Here is a 20,262-nt window from a genome sequence, read left to right as displayed (position 1 = left end):
TCTAAAGTCCTGCGGCGTGATCCGACAGGCGCCGCTTCAACGGCGCCAGCCGATCGAGCAAGCGCACGCCGACGGCGCGCGCGGCGACCAGCGGCGGCGACTGCCAGGCGTAGATGCGCGCGAGCGCGTCGAAGCCGAGCGCATCCAGCGTGTCGGCGCTGCGCCGGCGCCGCGCATAGCGACGCAGCACGTGTTCAGCGCCGATGTCGCGGCCTGCCGCACGCGCCTGGACCAGGGTGTCGCGCAGCTCGGCCACGTCGCGCAGGCCCAGGTTGACGCCCTGCCCGGCCAGCGGATGCACCGCATGCGCGGCGTCGCCCAGCAGCACGAAGCGCTCGGCCTGGTAACGCTCGGCCAGTTGCAGCTTCAACGGAAACGCGGCGCGCGCCGTGCTGCCGGTAATCCGGCCCAGGCGGAAATCGCTGGCGGCGCCGAGCTCGTCGCAGAAGCGCCGGTCGTCCAGCGCCAGCACGCGCTGCGCCTCGGCCTCGGACAGCGACCACACGATCGAGCTGCGCCCGTCGGCCAGCGGCAACAGGGCCAGCGGGCCGCCCGGCAGGAAGCGCTGCCACGCCGTATCTTCATGCGCGCGCTCGGTGTCTACATGCGCCACCACCGCACGCTGCGCGTAATCGCGCCCGCGCGTGCCGATGCCGGCGAGCTGGCGCAGCGGCGAGCCGGCGCCGTCGGCGGCCACCAGCACGGCAGCAGACAGCGTCGCGCCATCGGCCAGTTGCAACTGGATGCGATCGTCGCGCGCCTCGAAAGCCGTCACTTCGGCCGGACACAGCCGGCGGACACCAGCTGTTTCCAGCGCCTGCCACAGCGTCCATTGCACCAGGCTGTTCTCGACGATGCAGCCGAGCAGGTCGCGACCTTCCGCAGCGGCATCGAAGTCGATCGACGCGCCGCTGGCGTCGTCCCACACGTGCATGCGCCTGTAGGCCGAGGCACGCGCCTGGCGAATGGACGTCCAGACGTCCATGTCATCCAGCAGCGCGATCGACGAGGGCGCCAGCCCGACCACGCGCAGGTCCACCTCGGCATCTGCGCACCACGGCCGCGGCGCCCGTGCTTCCAGCAGGGCGATGCTGAAGCCCGCGCGGGCCAGCGCGAGTGCAGCCGCCGCGCCGACCATGCCGCCGCCGACCACGGCCACGTCGAGTGCCGCGGCGCGGCGGCGCGGGGCGACCTCGCCGATGGCGGCGTTCATGGCACCCGCTCCAGCACGGCGCGCGGCGGCGTACCGCGAAAGCCCATGCCGCGCCGCGCCAGCGCCCGCTGCAACGGCGGCAACCGGTCGCAGGCCAGCAAGGCCAGCGAGCGCAGCGGCGCCAGCAACGGTTGCCGCAGACAGGCCAGTTGCACGAGGCCGTGGCTCATCGCCATGGTGCCTTCGCGATCCGGCGCGCGGCGTGCTGCATGGCGGGCGAGCATGTCCGCGTCGCCGGGATCGGCCTGCGCGGCCACCAGCTCGGCCAGGGTCAGCGCATCGCGCAAGCCCAGGTTGAAGCCTTGCGCGCCGATCGGATGCACGGTTTGCGCGGCATTGCCGATCAGCACCGCGCGCGATGCGATCAATTGCGCCGCCGCGACGCGGTGGATCGCGTAGGGATGGCGCCTGCCCGGTCGGCTCAGTCGCCCCAGGCGCCAGCCGAAGCGTTGCTGCGCCAGCTCGATGAAGGCGGCGTCATCCAGTGCGGCCACCGCAGCCGCTTCGTCCGCGGCCACCGTCAACACCAGCCCGCAGCGGCGTTCGGCCAGCGGCAGCAAGGCGATCGGACCGGCATCGGAAAAACGCTCGAAGGCACGGCTGGCGTGATCGCGCTCGGGGGTGACGGTGCAGACGAACAGGGTCTGCCGGTAATCGTGGTGCTCGGCGTCGATGCCCAGTTGCGTGCGCACGAACGAGCCGGTGCCGTCGGCGCCGACCAGCAGCGGCGTGTCGATGTGGCGTGTGCCGTCGGCGGTGTTGACCTGCGCGCGCCAACCGCCAGCCAGCGGTTCGAGCGCGGACAGCGTGGCGGGGGCGAGCCGGGTCAGCCGGGTACAGGCGTCGAGCCGGCGCAGCAGGGCCGCGCCGAGTTCGCGCGCCGGCAGGGTCCAGCCCAGCGCGTCGACGCCTTGCTTGTCTGCGTCGATGCGCGCGCTGCCGAATTCACCGGCACGGCTGACCCGGATGTGCCGGATCGGCGTGGCGCGGGCGGCAGCGTGCTGCCATACGCCGATCGCGTCGAGCCCGTTGACGGTGGCCCTGGCCAGCGCGAGGTTGCGCTCGTCGTAGCTGGGCTGCGCATCGGCGCGCGGCGCGGCGGTCTCGACCAGGGTGGCGGCGACACCGGCCGCGTCCAGTGCGATCGCCAGGCTGGCACCGACCAGGCCGCCACCGACGATCAATACGCTGCCGCAAACAGGGGAGCCGGAGGGATTCATGCCACGGATGATACGCGTCGACGCCGCACCGACGCATCGGGCCGGCCGCATTGGGCTAAACTTGCACGCCTGTATCCCGCAGCGCCGCACGGAGTTCCCATGGCAACCTCAACGACCCGACGCCTGGTCATCTTCCTGGGCCTGGCCCTGGTGATGGGCGTCACCCGCTTCCACCCCTCGCTGCTGCATCATGCGTTGTGGGACGCTTCGTGGGGCGTGTTTTTCCTCGCCGGCTTCTGGTTGCGCGGCCAGGGCCGCTGGGCCTTCCCGCTGCTGATGGCGGAAGCCGTGCTGGTGGATTACCTCGTGATCAGCGGCCAGGGCATCGACTTCTGGAGCCATTACTGCGTGTCCCCGGCCTACTGGTTCCTGCTGCCGTCCTACGGCGCGCTGTGGCTGGGTGGCAGCTGGCTGGCGAAACACCAGCAGGGCCTGAACCTGCGTACGCTGGGCCTCGCGGCCGGCACGCTGCTGGTGGCCGAGGGCGTCTGCTACCTGATCTCCAACGGCAGCTTCTACTGGCTCAGCGCCAGCGTTCCCGCGCCGCGCAGCCTCGGTGCGTGGTTCGGCAACCTTGGCGACTGGTACCTGCCGTTCCTCACCGGCACCGCCGTCTACGCGGGGCTGGGTGCGCTGCTGCATGCGCTGGCAACCCAGCTGACGCACGCCGCGCCGCGCAGCAGCCACGCCAGGCACTGACGTGGGCAACCGCCTCTCGCGGATCTACACGCGCACCGGCGACGATGGGTCGACTGGCCTCGGCGACGGCTCGCGCGTCGGCAAGGATTCGCCGCGGGTCAACGCCTACGGCACGGTCGACGAGCTCAACAGCACGATCGGCATGCTGCTGGCCGCCGATGGCGTCACCGACGAGGTGCGCGAGGTACTGACCCAGGTGCAGCATGACCTGTTCGACCTCGGCGGCGAGCTGTGCATCCCCGGCATGGCGATGGTCAACGACAGCGACATCGAACGGCTCGAGCACATCCTCGACCGGCTCAACGAGCCGCTGCCGCCGCTGAAGGAGTTCATCCTGCCCGGTGGCGGCATGGCCGCGGCCTGCGGCCACCTGGCGCGCACCGTGTGCCGCCGCGCCGAGCGCGAGGTGATCGCGCTGGCGCGGGTGGAGGATATCCGCACCCAGCCGCAGCGCTACCTCAACCGGCTGTCGGACCTGCTGTTCGTGATCTCGCGGGTGCTGGCGCGCGCCAGCGGCCACGGCGAAGTGCTGTGGCAACACGAGCGCCGCCCCAAGCCCAAGCCCTCCGCCTGAGCTGCCGCATGCTGCGGCTGTACACCCATTCCGCCTGCCTGCGGCACGATCCGGGGCCGGGCCACGTGGAACGGCCGGCGCGACTGCATGCGGTATTGCAGGCGCTGGATCACGACCGCTACGCCGCGCTCGACCGTGTCGAGGCACCGCCGGCCACCCGCGAACAGCTGCTGCGCGTGCACGACGCGGGACACATCGGCGAAGTCCTGCTCGGCGCGCCGGCGGGCGAAATGCTGGCGCTGGACCAGGACACCGTGATGGGCCCCGGCTCGACCGAGGCGGCCCTGCACGCCGCGGGCGCCGTGGTGGCGGCGGTCGATGCGGTGCTCGGCGGCAGCGCGCAACGCGCTTTCTGCGCGGTGCGCCCGCCCGGCCACCACGCCACGCGCGAGCGGGCGATGGGCTTCTGCCTGTTCGACAACGTCGCGGTGGGCGCCGCCCACGCGCTGGCCGCGCACGGGCTCAAGCGGGTCGCCATCGCCGATTTCGACGTGCACCACGGCAACGGCACGCAGGACATCTTCGAACGCGAGCCGCGCGTGCTGTTCGCCTCCAGCCACCAGTCGCCGCTGTACCCGGACAGCGGCCACGAGGACGAGCGCGGCTGCGGCAACATCGTCAACGGCGTGTTGTCGCCCGGCGCCGGCTCGCATGAATTCCGCGAACTGTGGGATGCCGTGCTGCTGCCGCGCCTGCACGCGTTCCGGCCGCAATTGCTGCTGATCTCGGCCGGCTTCGACGCCCACGCCAACGACCCCCTGGCCGACATCCGGCTGAGCGAGGAAGACTACGCCTGGCTCACCGAGCGGCTGGTCGCGCTGGCCCGCCGCCATGCCGAGGGGCGCATCGTCTCCACCCTCGAAGGCGGCTACGACCTCGCCGCCCTGGCCGCCAGCGCCGCCGCCCACGTGCAGGCCCTGATGGAGTGAATCGGCGCCCGCAGCCAAGCCCGCGCTGAACGCGCGGACGCATCGGAGGGGGCGTTTCTGCTAACTTGACCAGCCTTCGAGGTCGGCAGGTTCCATCGTGACATCAACGTTTCCTCCACGTCGCCTGCTGGCAGTCGCCGCCGCGCTGGCGCTCTTCGGCGGCCAGCTTCCCGCCGCCTCCGCCGCCCCGGCGGCACGCAAGGCGCCGGACCCGGCCGACCAGAGTTGCCCGCTGGGCTCGTTCCACTGCGCACCGCGCCCACTCAACTACGCGATGTGCCGGCCCAACGCGCTGCTGGAGTTCTACGACCCGACGCTGAGCCGGGACAGCAGCCAGCGCGCGACCGCACCGGCGCACGTCACCGCGCAGCAGGTGGACAGCTCCGACCAGTCGGTCTACCACCTCTCCGGCGACGTGCTGCTGCAGCGCGCCGACCAGCAGCTGCAGGCCGATACGCTCGACTACAACGACTCGACCACCGACTACGATGCGCGCGGCAACGTGCGTTACCAGGAGGCCGGGCAACTGCTTGCCGCCTCGCACCTGCGCGGCAACACCAATGCCAGCCGCGGTGTGGCCGACGACGTGCGCTACCAGATGCTGGAATCGCGCGGCAATGGCGTGGCGCGCCAGGGACACATGCTGGATGCCGAGCGCACCCGCTATTCCATGGCCACGTATTCCACCTGCGATGTCGGCCACCACGTGTGGGAGTTCCGCGCCAAGTCGATCAGCATCGACAAGGCCAGCGGCGTGGGCGTGGCGCGCGATGCCACCATGCGCATCGGCAAGGTGCCGTTCCTGTACCTGCCGTACTTCACTTTCCCCACCGACGACCGGCGCAAGAGCGGCTTCCTCTACCCCACGCTGGGCAACACCAGCCGCGCGGGTTTCCAGCTCAGCACGCCCTACTACCTCAACCTGGCGCCGAACTACGACGCCACGCTGGACCCGCGCTACTACAGCCGCCGCGGCCCGCTGCTGGCGGGCGAGTTCCGCTACCTGGTGCCCGGCAGCAGCGGGCAGCTCAACGTGGAGTACGTGCCCGAGGACCGCGGCAAGAGCGACGGCCTGGCCGACACCACCGGCAAGTCGCGCCACCTGGTGTCCTTCTCCGACCGCACCGCCCTGTGGGACGGCTGGCGCTTCAACGGGACGTACAACCACGTATCCGACGCCAGCTACCTGTACGACTACGGCAATGCGATGTCGCACAGCCCGGTGTACAGCCTGCGCTCCGGTGCGGCGATCAGCGGCGGCGGCAAGTGGTGGGACGCCTCCTTCGGCGCCACCACCTACCAGAACACCAACCCGTTCGCGACCGACTCCGCGCTGCCTTACCGGCAGCTGCCGTATGCGCTGTTCAGCGCGGAAGTGCCGCTGTCGCGCTGGCTGCAGGCCGGCGTGGACACCAGCGCGGTGATGTTCCGCAAGCCCGGCTACGTCGAGGGACAGCGCGAGGACCTCTACCCCTACCTCGCGGCCGATTTCGGCAGTGCCGCGTGGTTCGTGCGGCCGCGCCTGGCCTGGCGCTACACCGCCTACCAGCTCAGCGACGGCTACCAGGACTACGGGCGATTCGGGCGGCTCAGCGGCACGGCAGTGTCGCCGTTCACCGAGCAGTCGCCGACCCGCTCGCTGCCGATCGTCAGCCTCGACTCGGGATTGATGTTCGACCGCAGCACCTCGCTGTTCGGCACGCACTACACGCAGACGCTGGAACCGCGCCTGTACTACCTCTACGTGCCGTACCGCGACCAGGACAACCTGCCGCTGTTCGACACCAACCTGATGTCGTTCGACTACTGGCAACTGTTCTCGACCAACCAGTTCTCCGGCGCCGACCGCCAGATGGACGCGAACAACGTCACCGCGGCGCTGACCACGCGCCTGCTGGACGACGATGGCGTCGAGCGGCTCTCGGCCAGCATCGGCCAGATCCGCTACCTCAGCCGGCAACGCGTGCTGGGCACCGACTGGACCGGCTCGGCCTACGTGGCCCAGCTCGACCTGCAATTGAACGACCGCTGGCGGGTGAACAGTTCCTGGCAGTGGAGCCCGAACAGCCGCGCCGTGGAGGCGGCCACGTTCGGTCTGCAGCGGCGCCTCGGCGATGCGGGCATCGTCAACCTCGCCTACCACTATCGGCGCGGCCGGCTGGAACAATACAGCGCCTCGGCGGTCTATCCGCTGTCGGACAGGTGGCGGTTGTTCGGCGCCTGGGCGTTTGCCCCGGCGATCGACACCACCTACAAGCTCCCCAGCGGCACCGTCGACGCGATGCTTGGCGTGGAGTACGACAGCTGTTGCGTCACCCTGCGGCTGGTCGACCGCAATTACGTCAACCAGTCCTACTACGGCACCACGTCGCCACCTTCCGGAAGCAACCTCAATCGGCGCGACAACGCGATCATGTTCGAAATCGTATTCAAGGGGCTGGGCTCGACCGGCGGCCAGATCGAACCGCTGCTGCGCCGTGATATTCTCGGCTATCAATAATCCACCGCCTCGGCGATCCAGGCTTTTTTCTCGATGAAGCAATTCCTTGCATCCCTCCTGCTCGCCCTGGCGATCGCCGTGCCTGCCCATGCGCAGTTGCTGCAGTCGGCCGCACCGGCGAACCAGTCGCTCGATCGCATCGTCGCGGTGGTCAACGACGACGTCATCCTGCAGAGCGAGCTGGACGACGCGGTGCGCACGATCCAGCAGCAGTACGCCGGCCGCGGGCAACTGCCGCCGATGGACGTGGTGACGCGGCAGGTGCTGAACCGGCTGATCCTGATGCGCCTGCAGGTGCAGCGCGCGCGGGAACAAGGCATCTCGGTGTCCAGCGCCGACGTCGACCGCGCGGTCCAGGGCGTGGCGCAGCAGAACCGGCTCACCCCCGAGCAGTTGCGCGCGGCGGTCGAGCAGCAGGGCGGCAGCTTCGCCGCATTCCGCAAGGAACTGAGCGACCAGATCACCGTGCAGCGGCTGCACCAGAACGTGGTGCAAAGCTCGGTCTCGGTGACCGACAGCGAGATCGACAACCTGCTCGACAGCCCCACCTACAAGGCCGGCGAAGTGCACCTGGCGCACATCCAGGTGAGCATCCCCGGTGGCGCGGACGCCGCGGCGATCCAGGCCAGCCAGGCCAAGGCCGAGCAGGCCGCCGCCGCCGTCCAGGGCGGCATGGATTTCGGCGCCGCCGCGATCCGCTACTCCGACGCTTCCGATGCACTGGAAGGCGGCGACCTCGGCTGGCGGCGCATGGACGAGATTCCGCCGGCGTTCGCCGACACGGTCGTCACGATGAAGCCGGGCCAGGTCAGCCAGATCCTGCGCGGCCCTACCGGCTTCCACATCCTCAAGCTCGTCGACCAGCGCAAGGGCGACCGCAAGATCGTCACCGAGTACCACGCGCGGCAGATCCTGATCAAGCCGAGCGAGCTGCTGAGCTCCGCCCAGGCACAGCAGAAGGCGCAGGACCTGTACCACCGCATCGTCGACAAGCACGAGGACTTCGCCGCGCTGGCGAAGGAGTTCTCCAAGGACGACACCACCGCCAACATCGGCGGCGACATGGGCTGGTTCCAGCCCTCGGCGTGGGGCGCGACGATCGCCGCCAAGCTGGCCTCGCTGAAGGACGGCCAGGTATCCGAGCCATTCCAGAGTGAAGCCGGCTGGCATCTGCTGGAGCGCCTGGGTACGCGCCAGAGCGACCAGACCGTGGAGATCGAGCGCAACCAGGCGCGCCAGGCCATCGGCAACCGCAAGGCCGAGCAGGTCTACGACGACTACCTGCGCGACCTGCGTTCCAACGCCTACATCGAAATCCTCGTGCCGTCCCTGCGCGAGCCCGAGCAGGCGCCCGCCGACGGCGCCGCACCCCAGGCCAGCTGAGCGCGATGGCGCTCACCCGGCTGGCCGTCACCGCGGGCGAGCCGGCCGGCGTCGGTGCGGAACTGCTGGTGCGGCTGGCCGGCACGTCGCTGGCGGCAAGCCTCGTCGCGATCACCGACCGCCACCTGCTCGAGCGCGCGGCGACACGCTGCGGCATGCACCTCGAATTGATCGACGACGACGGCGCACCGGCAGACTCCCGCGCCGCCGGCGCGCTGCGCGTGCGGCACGTGCCGCTGGCGACAAGGGAAGTGCCCGGCCACCCCGACCCGCGCAACGCGAGCCACGTGCTGGCCACCCTGGCCGAGGCCGCCGACGGCTGCATGGCCGGCCGTTATGCCGCGGTGGTCACCGCGCCACTGCAGAAGTCCTCGATCAACGATGCCGGCATCGCCTTCCGCGGACACACCGAATTCTTCGCCGAACGCGCGGGCGCCGAGGTGGTGATGATGCTGGCCAGCCCGCAGCTGCGCGTGGCGCTGGCCACCACCCACCTGCCGCTGTCGGCCGTACCGGCGGCGATCACGCCCGCATTGCTGACCCGCGTGCTGCGCATCGTGGACGCCGAACTGCGCGGCAAGTTCGGCATCGACCAGCCACGCATCGCCGTGCTCGGACTCAATCCGCATGCCGGCGAGGGCGGCCACCTGGGCCGGGAAGAAATCGATACGCTGATCCCCGTGCTGGACGTCTTGCGCGGCGAGGGCATGCAGCTGCTCGGCCCGCTGCCCGCCGACACCGCCTTCGTGCCGGCGCAACGCACGCATTACGACGCGGTGCTGGCGATGTACCACGACCAGGCCTTGCCGGTGCTGAAGAGCGAAGCGTTCGATCGCACCGTGAACGTCACCCTGGGCCTGCCCTTCATCCGCACGTCGGTGGACCACGGCACCGCGCTGGATCTGGCCGGCACCGGCCGCGCCGATCCGTCCAGCCTGATCGCCGCAGCCAACCTCGCCATGACGCTGGTGGCGCGAAGGCGAGGAGTGAGTGGAGAGGAGTGAGGAGCGAGAGAGCCGCTCGCGCACTCATCTCCCCGACCTTCCACACACTCACTCCTCACTCCTCATTTCTCACTGCTCGCTCTGCCCCATGACCGCACGCCCCAAGAAAAGCTTCGGCCAGCACTTCCTGCACGACCGCCAATGCATCGAGCGCATCGTCGCGGCGATCGCACCGCGCGACGACGATTTCCTGGTCGAGATCGGCCCGGGCGAAGGCGCCCTGACGCTGCCCCTGCTGGGCGCGGCAGGCAAGCTCACGGCGATCGAGCTGGACACGGACCTGATCCCCGCCCTGCGTGCGCGCGCCGCCACGGTCGGTGCGCTGCACGTCGTGCACGCCGACGTGCTGAAGGTCGACTTCACCGCGATGGCGCACAGTCACGGCGTGCCGCGGTTGCGGCTGGCCGGCAACCTGCCCTATTACATCTCCAGCCCGATCCTGTTCCACTGCGTCGAGCACGCGGCGGCGATCGAGGACATGCATTTCATGCTGCAGAAGGAAGTCGTCGACCGGATGGCTGCCGCACCGGGCAGCAAGGTATACGGCCGGTTGTCGGTAATGCTGCAGCTGGCGTGCCGGGTGGAACCGCTGTTCGACGTGCCGCCGGAGTCGTTCCGGCCGCCGCCGAAGATCGACTCTGCCGTAGTGCGACTGCAGCCGCTGCCGCCGGAAGAACGGCACGACGCCGACCCGGCGCAACTCTACGCCGTGGTGAAGGCGGCGTTCGCGCAACGGCGCAAGACGCTGTCCAACGCACTCAAGCAGGTGATGGACAGCGACGCGATCCGCCGCGCCGACGTGGACCCGCGCGCACGCGCCGAAACGCTGTCGCCGGCGGATTTCGTGCGTCTGGCCAAGGTCGTTCCGCCGGCGCAGTGAAGCCGTCGCGCACGCGCCGCCCCATTGGCGAGCGCAGGCCTTACAATCCGGGCATGACCGAACAATCCCCCTACACGATCGACGTGCAGGTGCAAACCCGTTTCGTTCCCGACCAGTCCAGGCCCGGGGACAACCGTTACGTTTTCGCCTACACCATCACCCTGCGCAACGCCGGCCAGCTGCCCGCGCGCCTGCTCGCACGGCGCTGGCAGATCACCGACGCGAACGGCAAGGTCGAGGAAGTGAGCGGCGACGGCGTGGTCGGCGAACAGCCGTGGATGCGCCCCGGCGAGGATTTCGAATACACCTCCGGCGCGGTGCTGGAGACGCCGGTGGGCATCATGGGCGGCAGCTACCAGATGCTCGCCGACGACGGCACCGAGTTCGAGGCGCCGATCCCGACCTTCACCCTGTCCATCCCGCGTACGCTGCACTGATGGCCCGGGACTGACATGGCTACGTACGCCATCGGCGACGTGCAGGGCTGCTATCCCGAATTGCAACGCCTGCTGGAGAAACTGCGCTTCGACCCCGCACGTGACCAGCTGTGGTTCTGCGGCGACCTGGTCAACCGCGGCGGGCAGTCGCTGGAAACACTGCGACTGATCCACGACCTGCGCGACTCGTGCATTGTCACGCTGGGCAACCACGACCTCAGCCTGCTGGCGATCGCGCAGCGCAAGCCGGAGGCGCAGGCGCGGGTGAACCCCGAACTGCGCGAGGTGCTGTTTGCCGACGATGCGCCGGTGCTGTTCGAATGGCTGCGCTCGCAGAAGCTGATGCACCACGACGAACAGCTCGACTGGGCGATGGTGCATGCCGGCCTCGCACCGGTGTGGACGCTGCGCCAGGCGTTGCGTGCCGCCCAGGAGGTCGAGCGCGAGCTGTCCAGTCCGCGCCACTCGCGCCTGCTGCGCAACCTGTTCGGCAATCGTCCCGCGCAGTGGTCGAGCCGGCTGCAGGGCCAGGACCGTTACCGCGCCACCATCAACACCATGACGCGCATGCGCTACTGCGACGTCAACGGGCGCATCGACTTCGACGCCAAGGGCATCCCCGGCACGCAGAAGCCCGGCCTGTACCCGTGGTTTGCCGTGCCCGGCATGCGTCGACGCGATGTGCGTATCGTCTGCGGCCACTGGTCGGCGCTGGGCCGATTCGACGGACTGGGCGTGCACGCGATCGACACCGGCTGCGTCTGGGGCGGCAAGCTCACCGCACTGCAACTGGACGGCGAGGGGACGCACTACATCACCGTCAACGCCGAGCCGCATCGCAAGCGGCCGCCAGGCGGCGAGGACTGAAAGGCGAGGACTGAAAGGCGAGGAGTGAGTGGAGAGGAGTGAGGAGTGAGAGCGGGCCGGACAGCTTTCTCTCACTCCTCACTCCTCTCCACTCACTCCTGCTTTTGTCTCAGCTCAGCTGTCCGTGACAATGCTTGTACTTCTTGCCGGAGCCGCAGGGGCATGGCTCGTTGCGGCCGACCTTGGGGCCGGCATGCTGCACCGGTTGCGCGGCCAGGTGGGCACCGTCTTCCGGGGCCGCGCCGGCATTGCCGAACGCATCGGGCGGCGCGCCGCCGCCGGTGGCGAGCATCTGCTTCTGCAGGCGCTCGGCCATGCGCTGCTGCTCGGCCTCCATCGCGGCGACTTCCTCCTCGCTGCGGATGCGGATGCGCGCAAGCATCTGCACCACCTCGGACTTGATCCGCGCCAGCATGTCGGAGAACAGCTTGAACGCCTCGCGCTTGAACGCCTGCTTCGGGTCCTGCTGCGCGTAGCCCACCAGCGAGATGCCCTGGCGCAGGTAATCCATGCTGGAAAGATGGTCCTTCCAGGCGTTGTCGACCACGGTCAGCATCACGTGCTTTTCGAGCTGGCGCATGGTCTCGGCCCCGATCTGCGCCTCCTTGCCGTGGAACAGCTCGGCGACCGCCTCGTCCACGTGCTTGCGGATCATCTCGGCGTCGATCTCGCTCTGCTGCTCGACCCAGTGCTTGAGGTCGAGCGACAGGTTGAACTGGCTCTCCAGCTCGCGATCCAGGCCGGCGATATCCCACTGCTCGTCGATGGTCTGCGGCGGCACGTAGGCCTGCACCAGGGTCTGCACCACATCCTCGCGGATGTCGGCGACGGTGGCCGCGACCTCCTCGCCCTCCAGCAATTCGTCACGCTGGGTGTAGATCACCTTGCGCTGGTCGTTGGCGACGTCGTCGAACTCCAGCAGGTGCTTGCGGATGTCGAAGTTGTGCTGCTCGACCTTGCGCTGGGCCTTCTCGATCTGCCGGCTGATCATGCGATCTTCCAGCGCGTCGTCGTCCTTCATGCCGAAGCGCTTCATCCAGCGCACCAGGCCTTCGCCGCCGAAGATGCGCAGCAGGTTGTCCTCCAGCGACAGGTAGAAGCGCGAGGAGCCCGGGTCGCCCTGGCGGCCGGAACGACCGCGCAGCTGGTTGTCGATGCGCCGCGATTCGTGCCGCTCGGTGCCGATGATGTGCAGGCCGCCGGCGGCCAGCACCTGCTCGTGCCGCTTCTTCCACTCGGCCTTGACGCGCGCGCGGTCCACCTCGCTGGCGCCTTCGGGCAGTTCGGCCAGCGCGGCCTCGAGACTGCCGCCGAGCACGATGTCGGTACCGCGGCCGGCCATGTTGGTGGCGATGGTGACCTGGCCGGGCGCGCCGGCCTGCGCCACGATGTGCGCCTCGCGCTCGTGATGCTTGGCGTTGAGCACCTCGTGCGCCACGCCCGCCTTCTTCAGCAACCCGGACAGCAGCTCGGACACCTCGATCGAGGTGGTGCCGACCAGCACCGGCTGGCCGCGCTTGTGGCAGTCCTTGATGTCCTCGATCACCGAGTTGTACTTCGGTGTCTGCGACAGGAAGATCATGTCCGGGTTGTCCTTGCGGATCATCGGCTTGTGGGTGGGGATCACCACCACCTCCAGGCCGTAGATGCTCTGGAACTCGAACGCCTCGGTATCGGCCGTGCCGGTCATGCCGGCCAGCTTCTTGTACATGCGGAACAGGTTCTGGAACGTCACCGTGGCCAGCGTCTGGTTCTCGCGCTGGATCGGCACGCCCTCCTTCGCCTCGACCGCCTGGTGCAGGCCGTCGGACCAGCGCCGGCCGGCCAGGGTACGGCCGGTGAACTCGTCGACGATGATCACTTCGCCATCGCGCACGATGTAGTCGACGTCGCGCTGGTAGATGCCGTTGGCGCGCAGGGCGGCATTGAGATGATGAACCACCGCGAGATTCTTGGAGTCGTACAGGCCGCTGTCCTGGTCGATCACGCCGGCCTCGCGCAGCAGCTCGTCCGCGTGCTGCATGCCGGCCTCGGACAGATGCACCTGCTTCTGCTTCTCGTCGACCCAGTAGTCGCCCTCGCTGTCTTCCTCGGCCTGGCGGATCATCCGCGGCACGATCTTGTTGACGGCGATGTACAACTGCGGGGAATCCTCCGCCGGGCCGGAGATGATCAGGGGCGTGCGCGCCTCGTCGATCAGGATCGAGTCGACCTCGTCGACGATGGCGTAATGCAGGCCGCGCTGGTAGCGCTGCTCCTTGCTGAGCGCCATGTTGTCGCGCAGGTAGTCGAAGCCGAACTCGTTGTTGGTGCCGTAAGTGATGTCGGCCGCATACGCCGCGTGCTTGTCGGCGTGGTCCATGCCCGGGTACACCACGTCGACGGTCAGGTCGAGGAAGTTGTACAGCTTGCTCATCTGCGCCGAGTCGCGCCGCGCCAGGTAGTCGTTGACGGTGACCACGTGCACGCCTTTGCCCGCGATCGCGTTGAGGTATACCGGCAGCGTCGCCACCAGGGTCTTGCCTTCGCCAGTGCGCATCTCGGCGATCTTGCCCTGGTGCAGCACCATGCCACCGATCAACTGCACGTCGTACGGACGCATGCCCAGGGTGCGGCGCGAGGCCTCGCGGGCCACCGCGAAGGCTTCCGGCAGCAGCTTGTCCAGTGATTCGCCGGCGGCGTAACGCTGCTTGAACTCGGCAGTCTTGCCGCGCAACGCGGCATCGTCCAGTTTCTCCATCTCCGGTTCCAGCGCATTGATGCGATGGACCGTACGTGAAAGCTGACGCAGCACACGCTCGTTGCGGCTGCCAAACAGACTCGTCAGGGCACGATTGAACATCGATTTTCCGGTTGGGGGAACAAGACGCCCGCTGCACGCGCGAGCCAATCGGGCATGTTACTACATGCCCGGTACGGCTCACCCGCTCTGGCGGGATGGAGGTGCCCGCGCCGCGCGGGAACGCCGGCGAACCGTCAGGAACTGGCGGCTGCCAGGACCGGATTCAAGGGATCAGGGCATCCCTAGCGGTGGCTGCGCACGAACGCCAGCGGGTTGACCACGCGATCGTGGTACCAGACCTCGAAATGCACGTGCGAGCCGGTGGAGCGGCCGGTGGAGCCGGCCTGCGCGATCACGTCGCCGACCTGCACATGCTGGCCGGGATGCACGTCCAGCTTGCTGTTGTGGGCGTAGCGGGTCATGTAGCCGTTGCCGTGGTCGATCTCGACCACGTTGCCGTAGCCGCGACGCACGCCGGCGAAGGTCACCATGCCTTCGGCCACGGCATGCACCGGCGTGCCGAACGGCGTGGCGATGTCGATGCCGGTGTGCCGCGCCGACTGGCCGTCGAACGGGTCCGGACGCACGCCGAAATAGGATGAGATGTAGCCGTGCACGGGCATGCCGGTGGGCTTCAGGTTCGACTCGATGCGGGCATCGAGCAACAGGCTCTGCAGCGCCGACAACTGCGCCTGCTGGACGTTGAACTGGCCGGTGAGGCGGTCGATGCCGGCCTCCAGCGAGGGCGGCATGGCGTAACCGGTGCTGCTGGTGTCCTCGACACCACCGACGGCGGGCGGCTGGTCGAAGTTGAACTCGCCGCTGTCGAGCTTGCCCACTTGCACCAGGCGCTCACCGAGCGCGTTCAGGCGGGTCGACTGCGCCTGCAGCTGGCCCAGCTTGAGCGCCAGGGCATCCAGGCTGCGCTGCGCATCCGCGCGCACGCCGCCGAGTTCGGCGTTCTGCCGGCGGATCTGCTGCTGCAGGTCGTGGATCTGGCTCAGCGCGCGGTCGCGCGGGCTGGCGATGGCGAGGGTCAGCGCGCCGCCCAGGACCAGGCAGCCCAACACGCCCAGCGACAACATCGAGAACAGCTTCCAGCGCACCCGCCGGCTGGCCAGATCCAGGGTTTTAGGCAGCTTGCGGGCACGTGAGACGAGTATGATCTGCATGTCTTTCCAAAATCGAATGTCGGCACCATGCACCGCGCGGAACCCGCCACTTCCCGTCGCCGCGACAACGGACCGAAATCCCTTGCCGATTGCGGCTCCTTCGCGTCGCTGGCCCGAAAGGCCGACGCGCTGGAAGCGCTGGACCGCGCACTGCGCCAGACGTTGCCATCGCCGCTGCGCGAACAGGTCAGATTCGCCAATCTGCGCAACAACCGCCTCGTCTTCCTGGCGTCTTCACCGGCCTGGGCGTCACGCCTGCGCTTGATGCAGGCACAGATCCTTGCCTCCGCAAGCGCCGTCGGCGCCTGCGCCAGTTCAGTCACCGTGAAAGTGGCTCCCCAACCACCGGCCGTTACCGTGCCGGAGCAGTCAAAACCGCTTTCGCCAGCCGCGGCCGCCCACCTCAGGGCTGCCGCTGCCTCGTCCACAGACCCCGAATGGCGGGATCTGTTCCTTCAGCTGGCGTCCTTCGCCGAAACCGCTGATTCCCCCGAGAACCCCTCGTACTGAAAGGCGTTCCTGCGAGACGCGCCGCGTCTTGCCCCCGCGGGCTGACCCGCGCGAGCAGCGTTTATACCACGTGAAGAGTTAATGAAAAGTCCAGCCCTCGCGGGGCTGTGACCCAACCCGCGCGGCGAGTGTGTCGCGGTCAACAAAAATGGCCGGATCTTGCGATCCGGCCATTCGGGTGGGCAGTGCCGGAACAGGCCGGCGTGGTTTCGGGTGTCAGATCGCCTGGGCCGGGTGGGCGTAGGAGATCGGCGACACCGCCGGATCCTCGTGGTAGCTGACCTCTTCCCACGCCGAGGCATCGGCGATCAGGGCGCGCAGCAGCTTGTTGTTCAACTCGTGGCCCGACTTGTGCGCGTGATAGGCGCCGATCAGGCTGTGGCCGAGCAGGTACAGGTCGCCGATGGCGTCCAGGATCTTGTGCTTGACGAACTCGTCCTCGTAACGCAGGCCGTCCTCGTTGAGCACGCGGTAGTCGTCGAGCACCACGGCGTTGTCCATCGAGCCGCCCAGCGCCAGGTTGTGCTCGCGCAGCATCTCGATGTCACGCATGAAACCGAAGGTGCGCGCGCGGCTGACTTCCTTGACGAAGGAGGTGGTGGAGAAGTCGATCTCGGCGCGCGAGGTGCGCTTGGAGATGATCGGGTGGTTGAAGTCGATCGAGAAGCCCACCTTGAAGCCTTCGAACGGCTCGAAGCTGGCCCACTTGTCGCCTTCCTGCACCTTGATCGGCTTCTTGATGCGGATGAAGCGCTTGGCCACCGGCTGCTCCTCGATGCCGGCGGACTGCAGCAGGAACACGAACGGTCCCGCACTGCCATCCATGATCGGCACTTCCGGCGCCGACAGGTCGACGTAGGCGTTGTCGATGCCGAGCCCGGCCATCGCCGACAACAGGTGTTCGACGGTGGCCACGCGCACTTCACCATTCATGAGCGTGGTGGAAAGGCGTGTGTCGCCGACGTTGTCCTGGCGTGCGCGGATGTCCACCGGCGGATCGAGATCCGTCCGACGGAAAACGATGCCCGTGTTCGGCGCGGCGGGACGCAAGGTCATGTAGACCTTGTCGCCCGTGTGCAAGCCGACACCGGTCGCCCGGATGATGTTTTTAAGCGTACGCTGCTTGATCATTATTGTTGGGACCCGTGGAGGCAGCAGCCAATCAGGAGCGGATGCTAACACAGTTTTAACCTGGGATAAAAGCAAACCGCACCGTACAGTCTGGTTAAGCCTTCATCTTTCTTTCATCCTTGGGAACTGGCGCACATTTGGCGCCCGCCAGCGCCGAAAGATAAGGAGCGAAGCCCGGGCCTGGGACGGGAATCCGGCCCGGGACATCGCTTCGGCACCGCGGCGACAAATCCGCGGCCCTGCCCCGCGCGCCCATCCCGGCGCACGGCATCGGGTGCCAACCAACCGCCGTCGCCGCAGCCATCGTCGCGCCATCGCGGACCTTGCAAACGGCCTGCCGCAAGGCAGCCATTCGTGAGGCAATGGAGTGACTGACCGACCCGGCGGGCGATCGTTCAACGCATCGACATGCTCCGCAATGCTCCTCAATCAGCCTGCCGGCGCAGGAATGCCGGAATGTCCAGGTAATCGAGGCCGGCATCGCCATGCTTGGCCGCTGCGCTGGACTCGGTCCGACCCTGCACCTCCGGCTGGGCATAGTCCACCACCTCGTTGCCGGTGCCGGTACGCAGCACCACCGGGCGCGGACGCATCTGCATCTGCTGGGTTTCGACCATGCGGATCGGCGGCTGGCTGCGCGAGGCATTGGCGCGGTTGAGGCCGGTGGCCACCACGGTCACGCGCACGTCGTCCTTCATGTCCGGGTCCAGCGAGGTGCCGATCACCACGGTGGCGTCTTCGCTGGCGAAGTCGTGGATGATGCGGCCGATCTCGTCGAACTCGCGCATGGTGAGGTTCGGACCGGCAGTGACGTTGACCAGGATGCCGCAGGCGCCGTTCAGGTTGACGTCCTCCAGCAGCGGGTTCTTGATCGCCGCCTCGGCCGCCGCCTGGGCGCGATCGTCACCGCGGGCGGTGCCCGAGCCCATCATGGCCAGGCCCATCTCCGACATCACGGTGCGCACGTCGGCGAAGTCGACGTTGATCAGGCCAGGGGCGGTGATCAGGTCGGCGATGCCCTGCACGGCGCCCTGCAGCACGTCGTTGGCGGCCTTGAACGCGTTGAGCAGGGTGACCTCGCGGCCGAGCACGCTGAGCAGCTTCTCGTTCGGCACGGTGATCAGCGAGTCGACGTGCTGCGACAGGTCCTCGATGCCCTTCAGGGCGACCTGCATGCGCCGGCGGCCCTCGAACGGGAACGGCTTGGTGACGACCGCGACCGTCAGGATGCCCTTCTCCTTGGCCAGCTGCGCCACCACCGGCGCCGCGCCGGTGCCGGTGCCGCCGCCCATGCCGGCGGTGATGAACACCATGTCGGCGCCTTCGAGCATCGCCTCGATCCGTTCGCGATCCTCCAGCGCGGCCTGCCGGCCGACCTCGGGATTCGCGCCGGCGCCGAGACCCTTGGTCACGTTGCCGCCGAGTTGCAGGTGGGTGCGCGAGCCGCAGTTGGTCATCGCCTGGGCATCGGTATTGGCGACGACGAACTCGACGCCTTCGATGTTGGCGTTGAGCATGTGCGCCACGGCATTGCCACCGCCGCCGCCCACGCCGATCACCTTGATGACTGCATTGGGTGCAAGTTTATCGATCAGTTCAAACATTTCCCGTCCTCCGTAGAGTTGTTGTCGTTTTAACCGCGGGGAGCGACTCCTGTCGGCCCGTGGTGGTGGGTGGATTTCCTTCCACCCGGGGCGGCAGCTCCTGCGCCGCCCGAAACCGCATTGCTAGAAATTCCGCGTGAGCCAGCCGCGCAGCTTGTCGACCATCCCGCCCATGCTGCTGCCCACCGGTCCGCCGACCCGCGCGCCGCCGGCGCGCGCGCCATGCAGCAGCAGACCTACGCCAGTGGCATGCAACGGACTGGAAACCACCTCGCCGAGACCCTCGACTTGCTGCGGCAGGCCGATGCGCACCATCTTGTGGAAGATCTCCTCGGCCAGCTCCAGCGCACCTTCCATCTTCGAGGCGCCGCCGGTAAGCACCACGCCGGCGGCGACCAGGCTCTCGTAGCCGGAGCGGCGCAACTGGTCCTGCACCATCTCGAAGATTTCCTCGTAGCGCGCCTGCACGCTCTGCGCCAGCGACTGCCGCGCCAGCCGGCGCGGCGGGCGGTCGCCGACGCTGGGCACCTGGATGGTTTCCTCCGCGTGCGCCAGCCCGGTCAGCGCGCAGGCGTACTTGATCTTGATCTCCTCCGCGTGCGCGGTGGGCGTGTGCACGCCGTAGGCGATGTCGCTGGTGACCTGGTCGCCGCCGACCGGCAGCGACGCGGTGTGGCGAATCGAGCCCTGGGTGTAGATCGCGATGTCGGTGGTGCCCGCGCCGATGTCGACCAGGCACACGCCGAGCTCGCGCTCGTCGTCGGTCAGCACCGCCTTGGCGCTGGCCAGCGCGGAAGGAACCAGCTCATCGACGGTGAGTCCGCAGCGCTGGATGCACTTGGAGATGTTCTGCACCGCGGCGGCAGCGCCTGTGACCAGGTGCACGTTGGCCTCCAGCCGCACGCCGCTCATGCCGACCGGGCGGCGGATGCCGTCCTGGCCGTCGATGCGGTATTCCTGCGACTCCTTGTAGAGCACCTTGCGGTCGGCCGGGATCGCCACCGCGCTGGCGGCCTCCAGCACCTGTTCCAGGTCAGCGGCGGTGACCTCGCGCTCGCGGATCGCCGCGTTGCCGTGCGAGTTGCGCGTTTCCAGGTGGCTGCCGGAGATCGAGGCGTAGACCGAGCGGATGTCGCAACCGGCCATCAGCTCGGCCTCCTCCACCGCGCGCTGGATCGAGTGCACGGTCGATTCGATGTCGACCACCGAGCCACGCTTCATGCCGCGCGAAACGTGGGTGCCGATGCCGATCACGGTGATCGGCTCGCCCGGTTCGTACTCGCCGACGATCGCCACCACCTTGGAGGTGCCGATGTCCAGGCCGACGACCAGCTGCTTTTCATTGCGCGTTTTCATG

The 20,262-nt window shown here is 68.4% G+C and carries 17 protein-coding genes; 10 read left to right on the top strand and 7 right to left on the bottom strand.

Translation table 11 applies throughout. The features are described 5' to 3' along the window. Position 1: 1 nt before the first annotated feature. Together ACVCMG_RS13900 and ubiH are read right to left on the bottom strand one after the other, a co-directional pair. Positions 2-1,213, bottom strand: a complete 1,212-nt coding sequence (locus tag ACVCMG_RS13900) for a UbiH/UbiF/VisC/COQ6 family ubiquinone biosynthesis hydroxylase (protein WP_447114388.1) — start codon at positions 1,211-1,213, stop codon at positions 2-4. Continuing rightward, entirely contained in the window at positions 1,210-2,433 is a 1,224-nt protein-coding gene (ubiH, locus tag ACVCMG_RS13895) for a 2-octaprenyl-6-methoxyphenyl hydroxylase (protein ID WP_447114387.1), read from the bottom strand. Before ubiH ends, ACVCMG_RS13900 begins: the two co-directional genes overlap by 4 nt. A gap of 99 nt (positions 2,434-2,532) precedes the next feature. On the opposite strand from ubiH, the gene ACVCMG_RS13890 reads away from it, so the two are divergent. The 9 genes from ACVCMG_RS13890 (at position 2,533) to ACVCMG_RS13850 (ending at position 11,706) form a co-directional block, all read left to right on the top strand. Then, positions 2,533-3,132, top strand: coding sequence for a hypothetical protein (locus tag ACVCMG_RS13890; RefSeq protein ID WP_447114386.1), 600 nt, complete (start codon positions 2,533-2,535; stop codon positions 3,130-3,132). A 1-nt stretch (position 3,133) separates the two neighbouring features. Then, positions 3,134-3,706 (top strand): cob(I)yrinic acid a,c-diamide adenosyltransferase, encoded by a 573-nt coding sequence (locus tag ACVCMG_RS13885; protein WP_395120083.1) that lies wholly within the window; start codon positions 3,134-3,136, stop codon positions 3,704-3,706. 8 nt (positions 3,707-3,714) lie between these two features. Beyond that, a complete protein-coding gene (locus ACVCMG_RS13880) occupies positions 3,715-4,635 on the top strand; it encodes a histone deacetylase family protein (protein ID WP_395120084.1) in 921 nt (306 codons plus the stop codon). A gap of 97 nt (positions 4,636-4,732) precedes the next feature. After that, positions 4,733-7,135, top strand: coding sequence for an LPS-assembly protein LptD (locus tag ACVCMG_RS13875; RefSeq protein WP_447114385.1), 2,403 nt, complete (start codon positions 4,733-4,735; stop codon positions 7,133-7,135). Between the two features lie 33 nt (positions 7,136-7,168). Next, on the top strand, positions 7,169-8,518 hold the full coding sequence (locus ACVCMG_RS13870) for a peptidylprolyl isomerase (RefSeq protein ID WP_447114384.1): 1,350 nt from the start codon (positions 7,169-7,171) through the stop codon (positions 8,516-8,518). Positions 8,519-8,523: 5 nt separating this feature from the next. After that, positions 8,524-9,522: a 4-hydroxythreonine-4-phosphate dehydrogenase PdxA gene (pdxA, locus tag ACVCMG_RS13865; RefSeq protein WP_447099748.1), complete on the top strand. Its 999-nt coding sequence runs from the start codon at positions 8,524-8,526 to the stop codon at positions 9,520-9,522. Positions 9,523-9,610: 88 nt separating this feature from the next. Next, complete coding sequence (gene rsmA, locus ACVCMG_RS13860) at positions 9,611-10,402, top strand: 16S rRNA (adenine(1518)-N(6)/adenine(1519)-N(6))-dimethyltransferase RsmA (RefSeq protein WP_447114383.1); 792 nt, start codon at positions 9,611-9,613, stop codon at positions 10,400-10,402. Between the two features lie 53 nt (positions 10,403-10,455). After that, positions 10,456-10,839 (top strand): Co2+/Mg2+ efflux protein ApaG, encoded by a 384-nt coding sequence (apaG, locus tag ACVCMG_RS13855; protein ID WP_395120089.1) that lies wholly within the window; start codon positions 10,456-10,458, stop codon positions 10,837-10,839. Positions 10,840-10,854: 15 nt separating this feature from the next. Further along, complete coding sequence (locus tag ACVCMG_RS13850) at positions 10,855-11,706, top strand: symmetrical bis(5'-nucleosyl)-tetraphosphatase (RefSeq protein ID WP_395120090.1); 852 nt, start codon at positions 10,855-10,857, stop codon at positions 11,704-11,706. Positions 11,707-11,815: 109 nt separating this feature from the next. On the opposite strand, the gene secA is transcribed toward ACVCMG_RS13850, so the two are convergent. Next, positions 11,816-14,548, bottom strand: coding sequence for a preprotein translocase subunit SecA (secA, locus tag ACVCMG_RS13845; protein ID WP_395120091.1), 2,733 nt, complete (start codon positions 14,546-14,548; stop codon positions 11,816-11,818). Between the two features lie 182 nt (positions 14,549-14,730). Next, positions 14,731-15,660 carry a peptidoglycan DD-metalloendopeptidase family protein gene (locus ACVCMG_RS13840; RefSeq protein WP_447114382.1) on the bottom strand — a complete coding sequence of 310 codons (930 nt, stop codon included), beginning with the start codon at positions 15,658-15,660 and terminating at the stop codon, positions 14,731-14,733. 27 nt (positions 15,661-15,687) lie between these two features. On the opposite strand from ACVCMG_RS13840, the gene ACVCMG_RS13835 reads away from it, so the two are divergent. After that, complete coding sequence (locus ACVCMG_RS13835; RefSeq protein ID WP_395120093.1) at positions 15,688-16,170, top strand: DUF721 domain-containing protein; 483 nt, start codon at positions 15,688-15,690, stop codon at positions 16,168-16,170. A gap of 216 nt (positions 16,171-16,386) precedes the next feature. Here ACVCMG_RS13835 and lpxC read toward each other — a convergent pair whose 3' ends face one another. From lpxC to ftsA, 3 genes are all read right to left on the bottom strand, one after another. Then, positions 16,387-17,301, bottom strand: a complete 915-nt coding sequence (gene lpxC, locus ACVCMG_RS13830; RefSeq protein WP_395120094.1) for a UDP-3-O-acyl-N-acetylglucosamine deacetylase — start codon at positions 17,299-17,301, stop codon at positions 16,387-16,389. 425 nt (positions 17,302-17,726) lie between these two features. After that, a complete protein-coding gene (gene ftsZ / locus ACVCMG_RS13825; protein ID WP_395120095.1) occupies positions 17,727-18,905 on the bottom strand; it encodes a cell division protein FtsZ in 1,179 nt (392 codons plus the stop codon). Between the two features lie 123 nt (positions 18,906-19,028). After that, positions 19,029-20,261 carry a cell division protein FtsA gene (ftsA, locus tag ACVCMG_RS13820; protein WP_447098155.1) on the bottom strand — a complete coding sequence of 411 codons (1,233 nt, stop codon included), beginning with the start codon at positions 20,259-20,261 and terminating at the stop codon, positions 19,029-19,031. Position 20,262: the final 1 nt, after the last annotated feature.

The sequence above is a fragment of the Rhodanobacter sp. UC4451_H18 genome, assembly GCF_052978225.1.
The sequence above is the reverse complement of the archived record's forward strand: the minus strand, read 5'-3'. Positions and strand labels throughout refer to the sequence as shown.

Bases quoted from the DNA above. Each gene is read 5' to 3' on its own strand.
- ACVCMG_RS13900 (WP_447114388.1), bottom strand. From the start codon at position 1,213: ATGAACGCCGCCATCGGCGAGGTCGCCCCGCGCCGCCGCGCCGCGGCA.
- ubiH (WP_447114387.1), bottom strand. From the start codon at position 2,433: ATGAATCCCTCCGGCTCCCCTGTTTGCGGCAGCGTATTGATCGTCGGT.
- ACVCMG_RS13890 (WP_447114386.1), top strand. From the start codon at position 2,533: ATGGCAACCTCAACGACCCGACGCCTGGTCATCTTCCTGGGCCTGGCC.
- ACVCMG_RS13880 (WP_395120084.1), top strand. From the start codon at position 3,715: ATGCTGCGGCTGTACACCCATTCCGCCTGCCTGCGGCACGATCCGGGG.
- ACVCMG_RS13870 (WP_447114384.1), top strand. From the start codon at position 7,169: ATGAAGCAATTCCTTGCATCCCTCCTGCTCGCCCTGGCGATCGCCGTG.
- pdxA (WP_447099748.1), top strand. From the start codon at position 8,524: ATGGCGCTCACCCGGCTGGCCGTCACCGCGGGCGAGCCGGCCGGCGTC.
- rsmA (WP_447114383.1), top strand. From the start codon at position 9,611: ATGACCGCACGCCCCAAGAAAAGCTTCGGCCAGCACTTCCTGCACGAC.
- apaG (WP_395120089.1), top strand. From the start codon at position 10,456: ATGACCGAACAATCCCCCTACACGATCGACGTGCAGGTGCAAACCCGT.
- ACVCMG_RS13850 (WP_395120090.1), top strand. From the start codon at position 10,855: ATGGCTACGTACGCCATCGGCGACGTGCAGGGCTGCTATCCCGAATTG.
- secA (WP_395120091.1), bottom strand. From the start codon at position 14,548: ATGTTCAATCGTGCCCTGACGAGTCTGTTTGGCAGCCGCAACGAGCGT.
- ACVCMG_RS13840 (WP_447114382.1), bottom strand. From the start codon at position 15,660: ATGCAGATCATACTCGTCTCACGTGCCCGCAAGCTGCCTAAAACCCTG.
- ACVCMG_RS13835 (WP_395120093.1), top strand. From the start codon at position 15,688: ATGCACCGCGCGGAACCCGCCACTTCCCGTCGCCGCGACAACGGACCG.
- lpxC (WP_395120094.1), bottom strand. From the start codon at position 17,301: ATGATCAAGCAGCGTACGCTTAAAAACATCATCCGGGCGACCGGTGTC.
- ftsZ (WP_395120095.1), bottom strand. From the start codon at position 18,905: ATGTTTGAACTGATCGATAAACTTGCACCCAATGCAGTCATCAAGGTG.
- ftsA (WP_447098155.1), bottom strand. From the start codon at position 20,261: ATGAAAACGCGCAATGAAAAGCAGCTGGTCGTCGGCCTGGACATCGGC.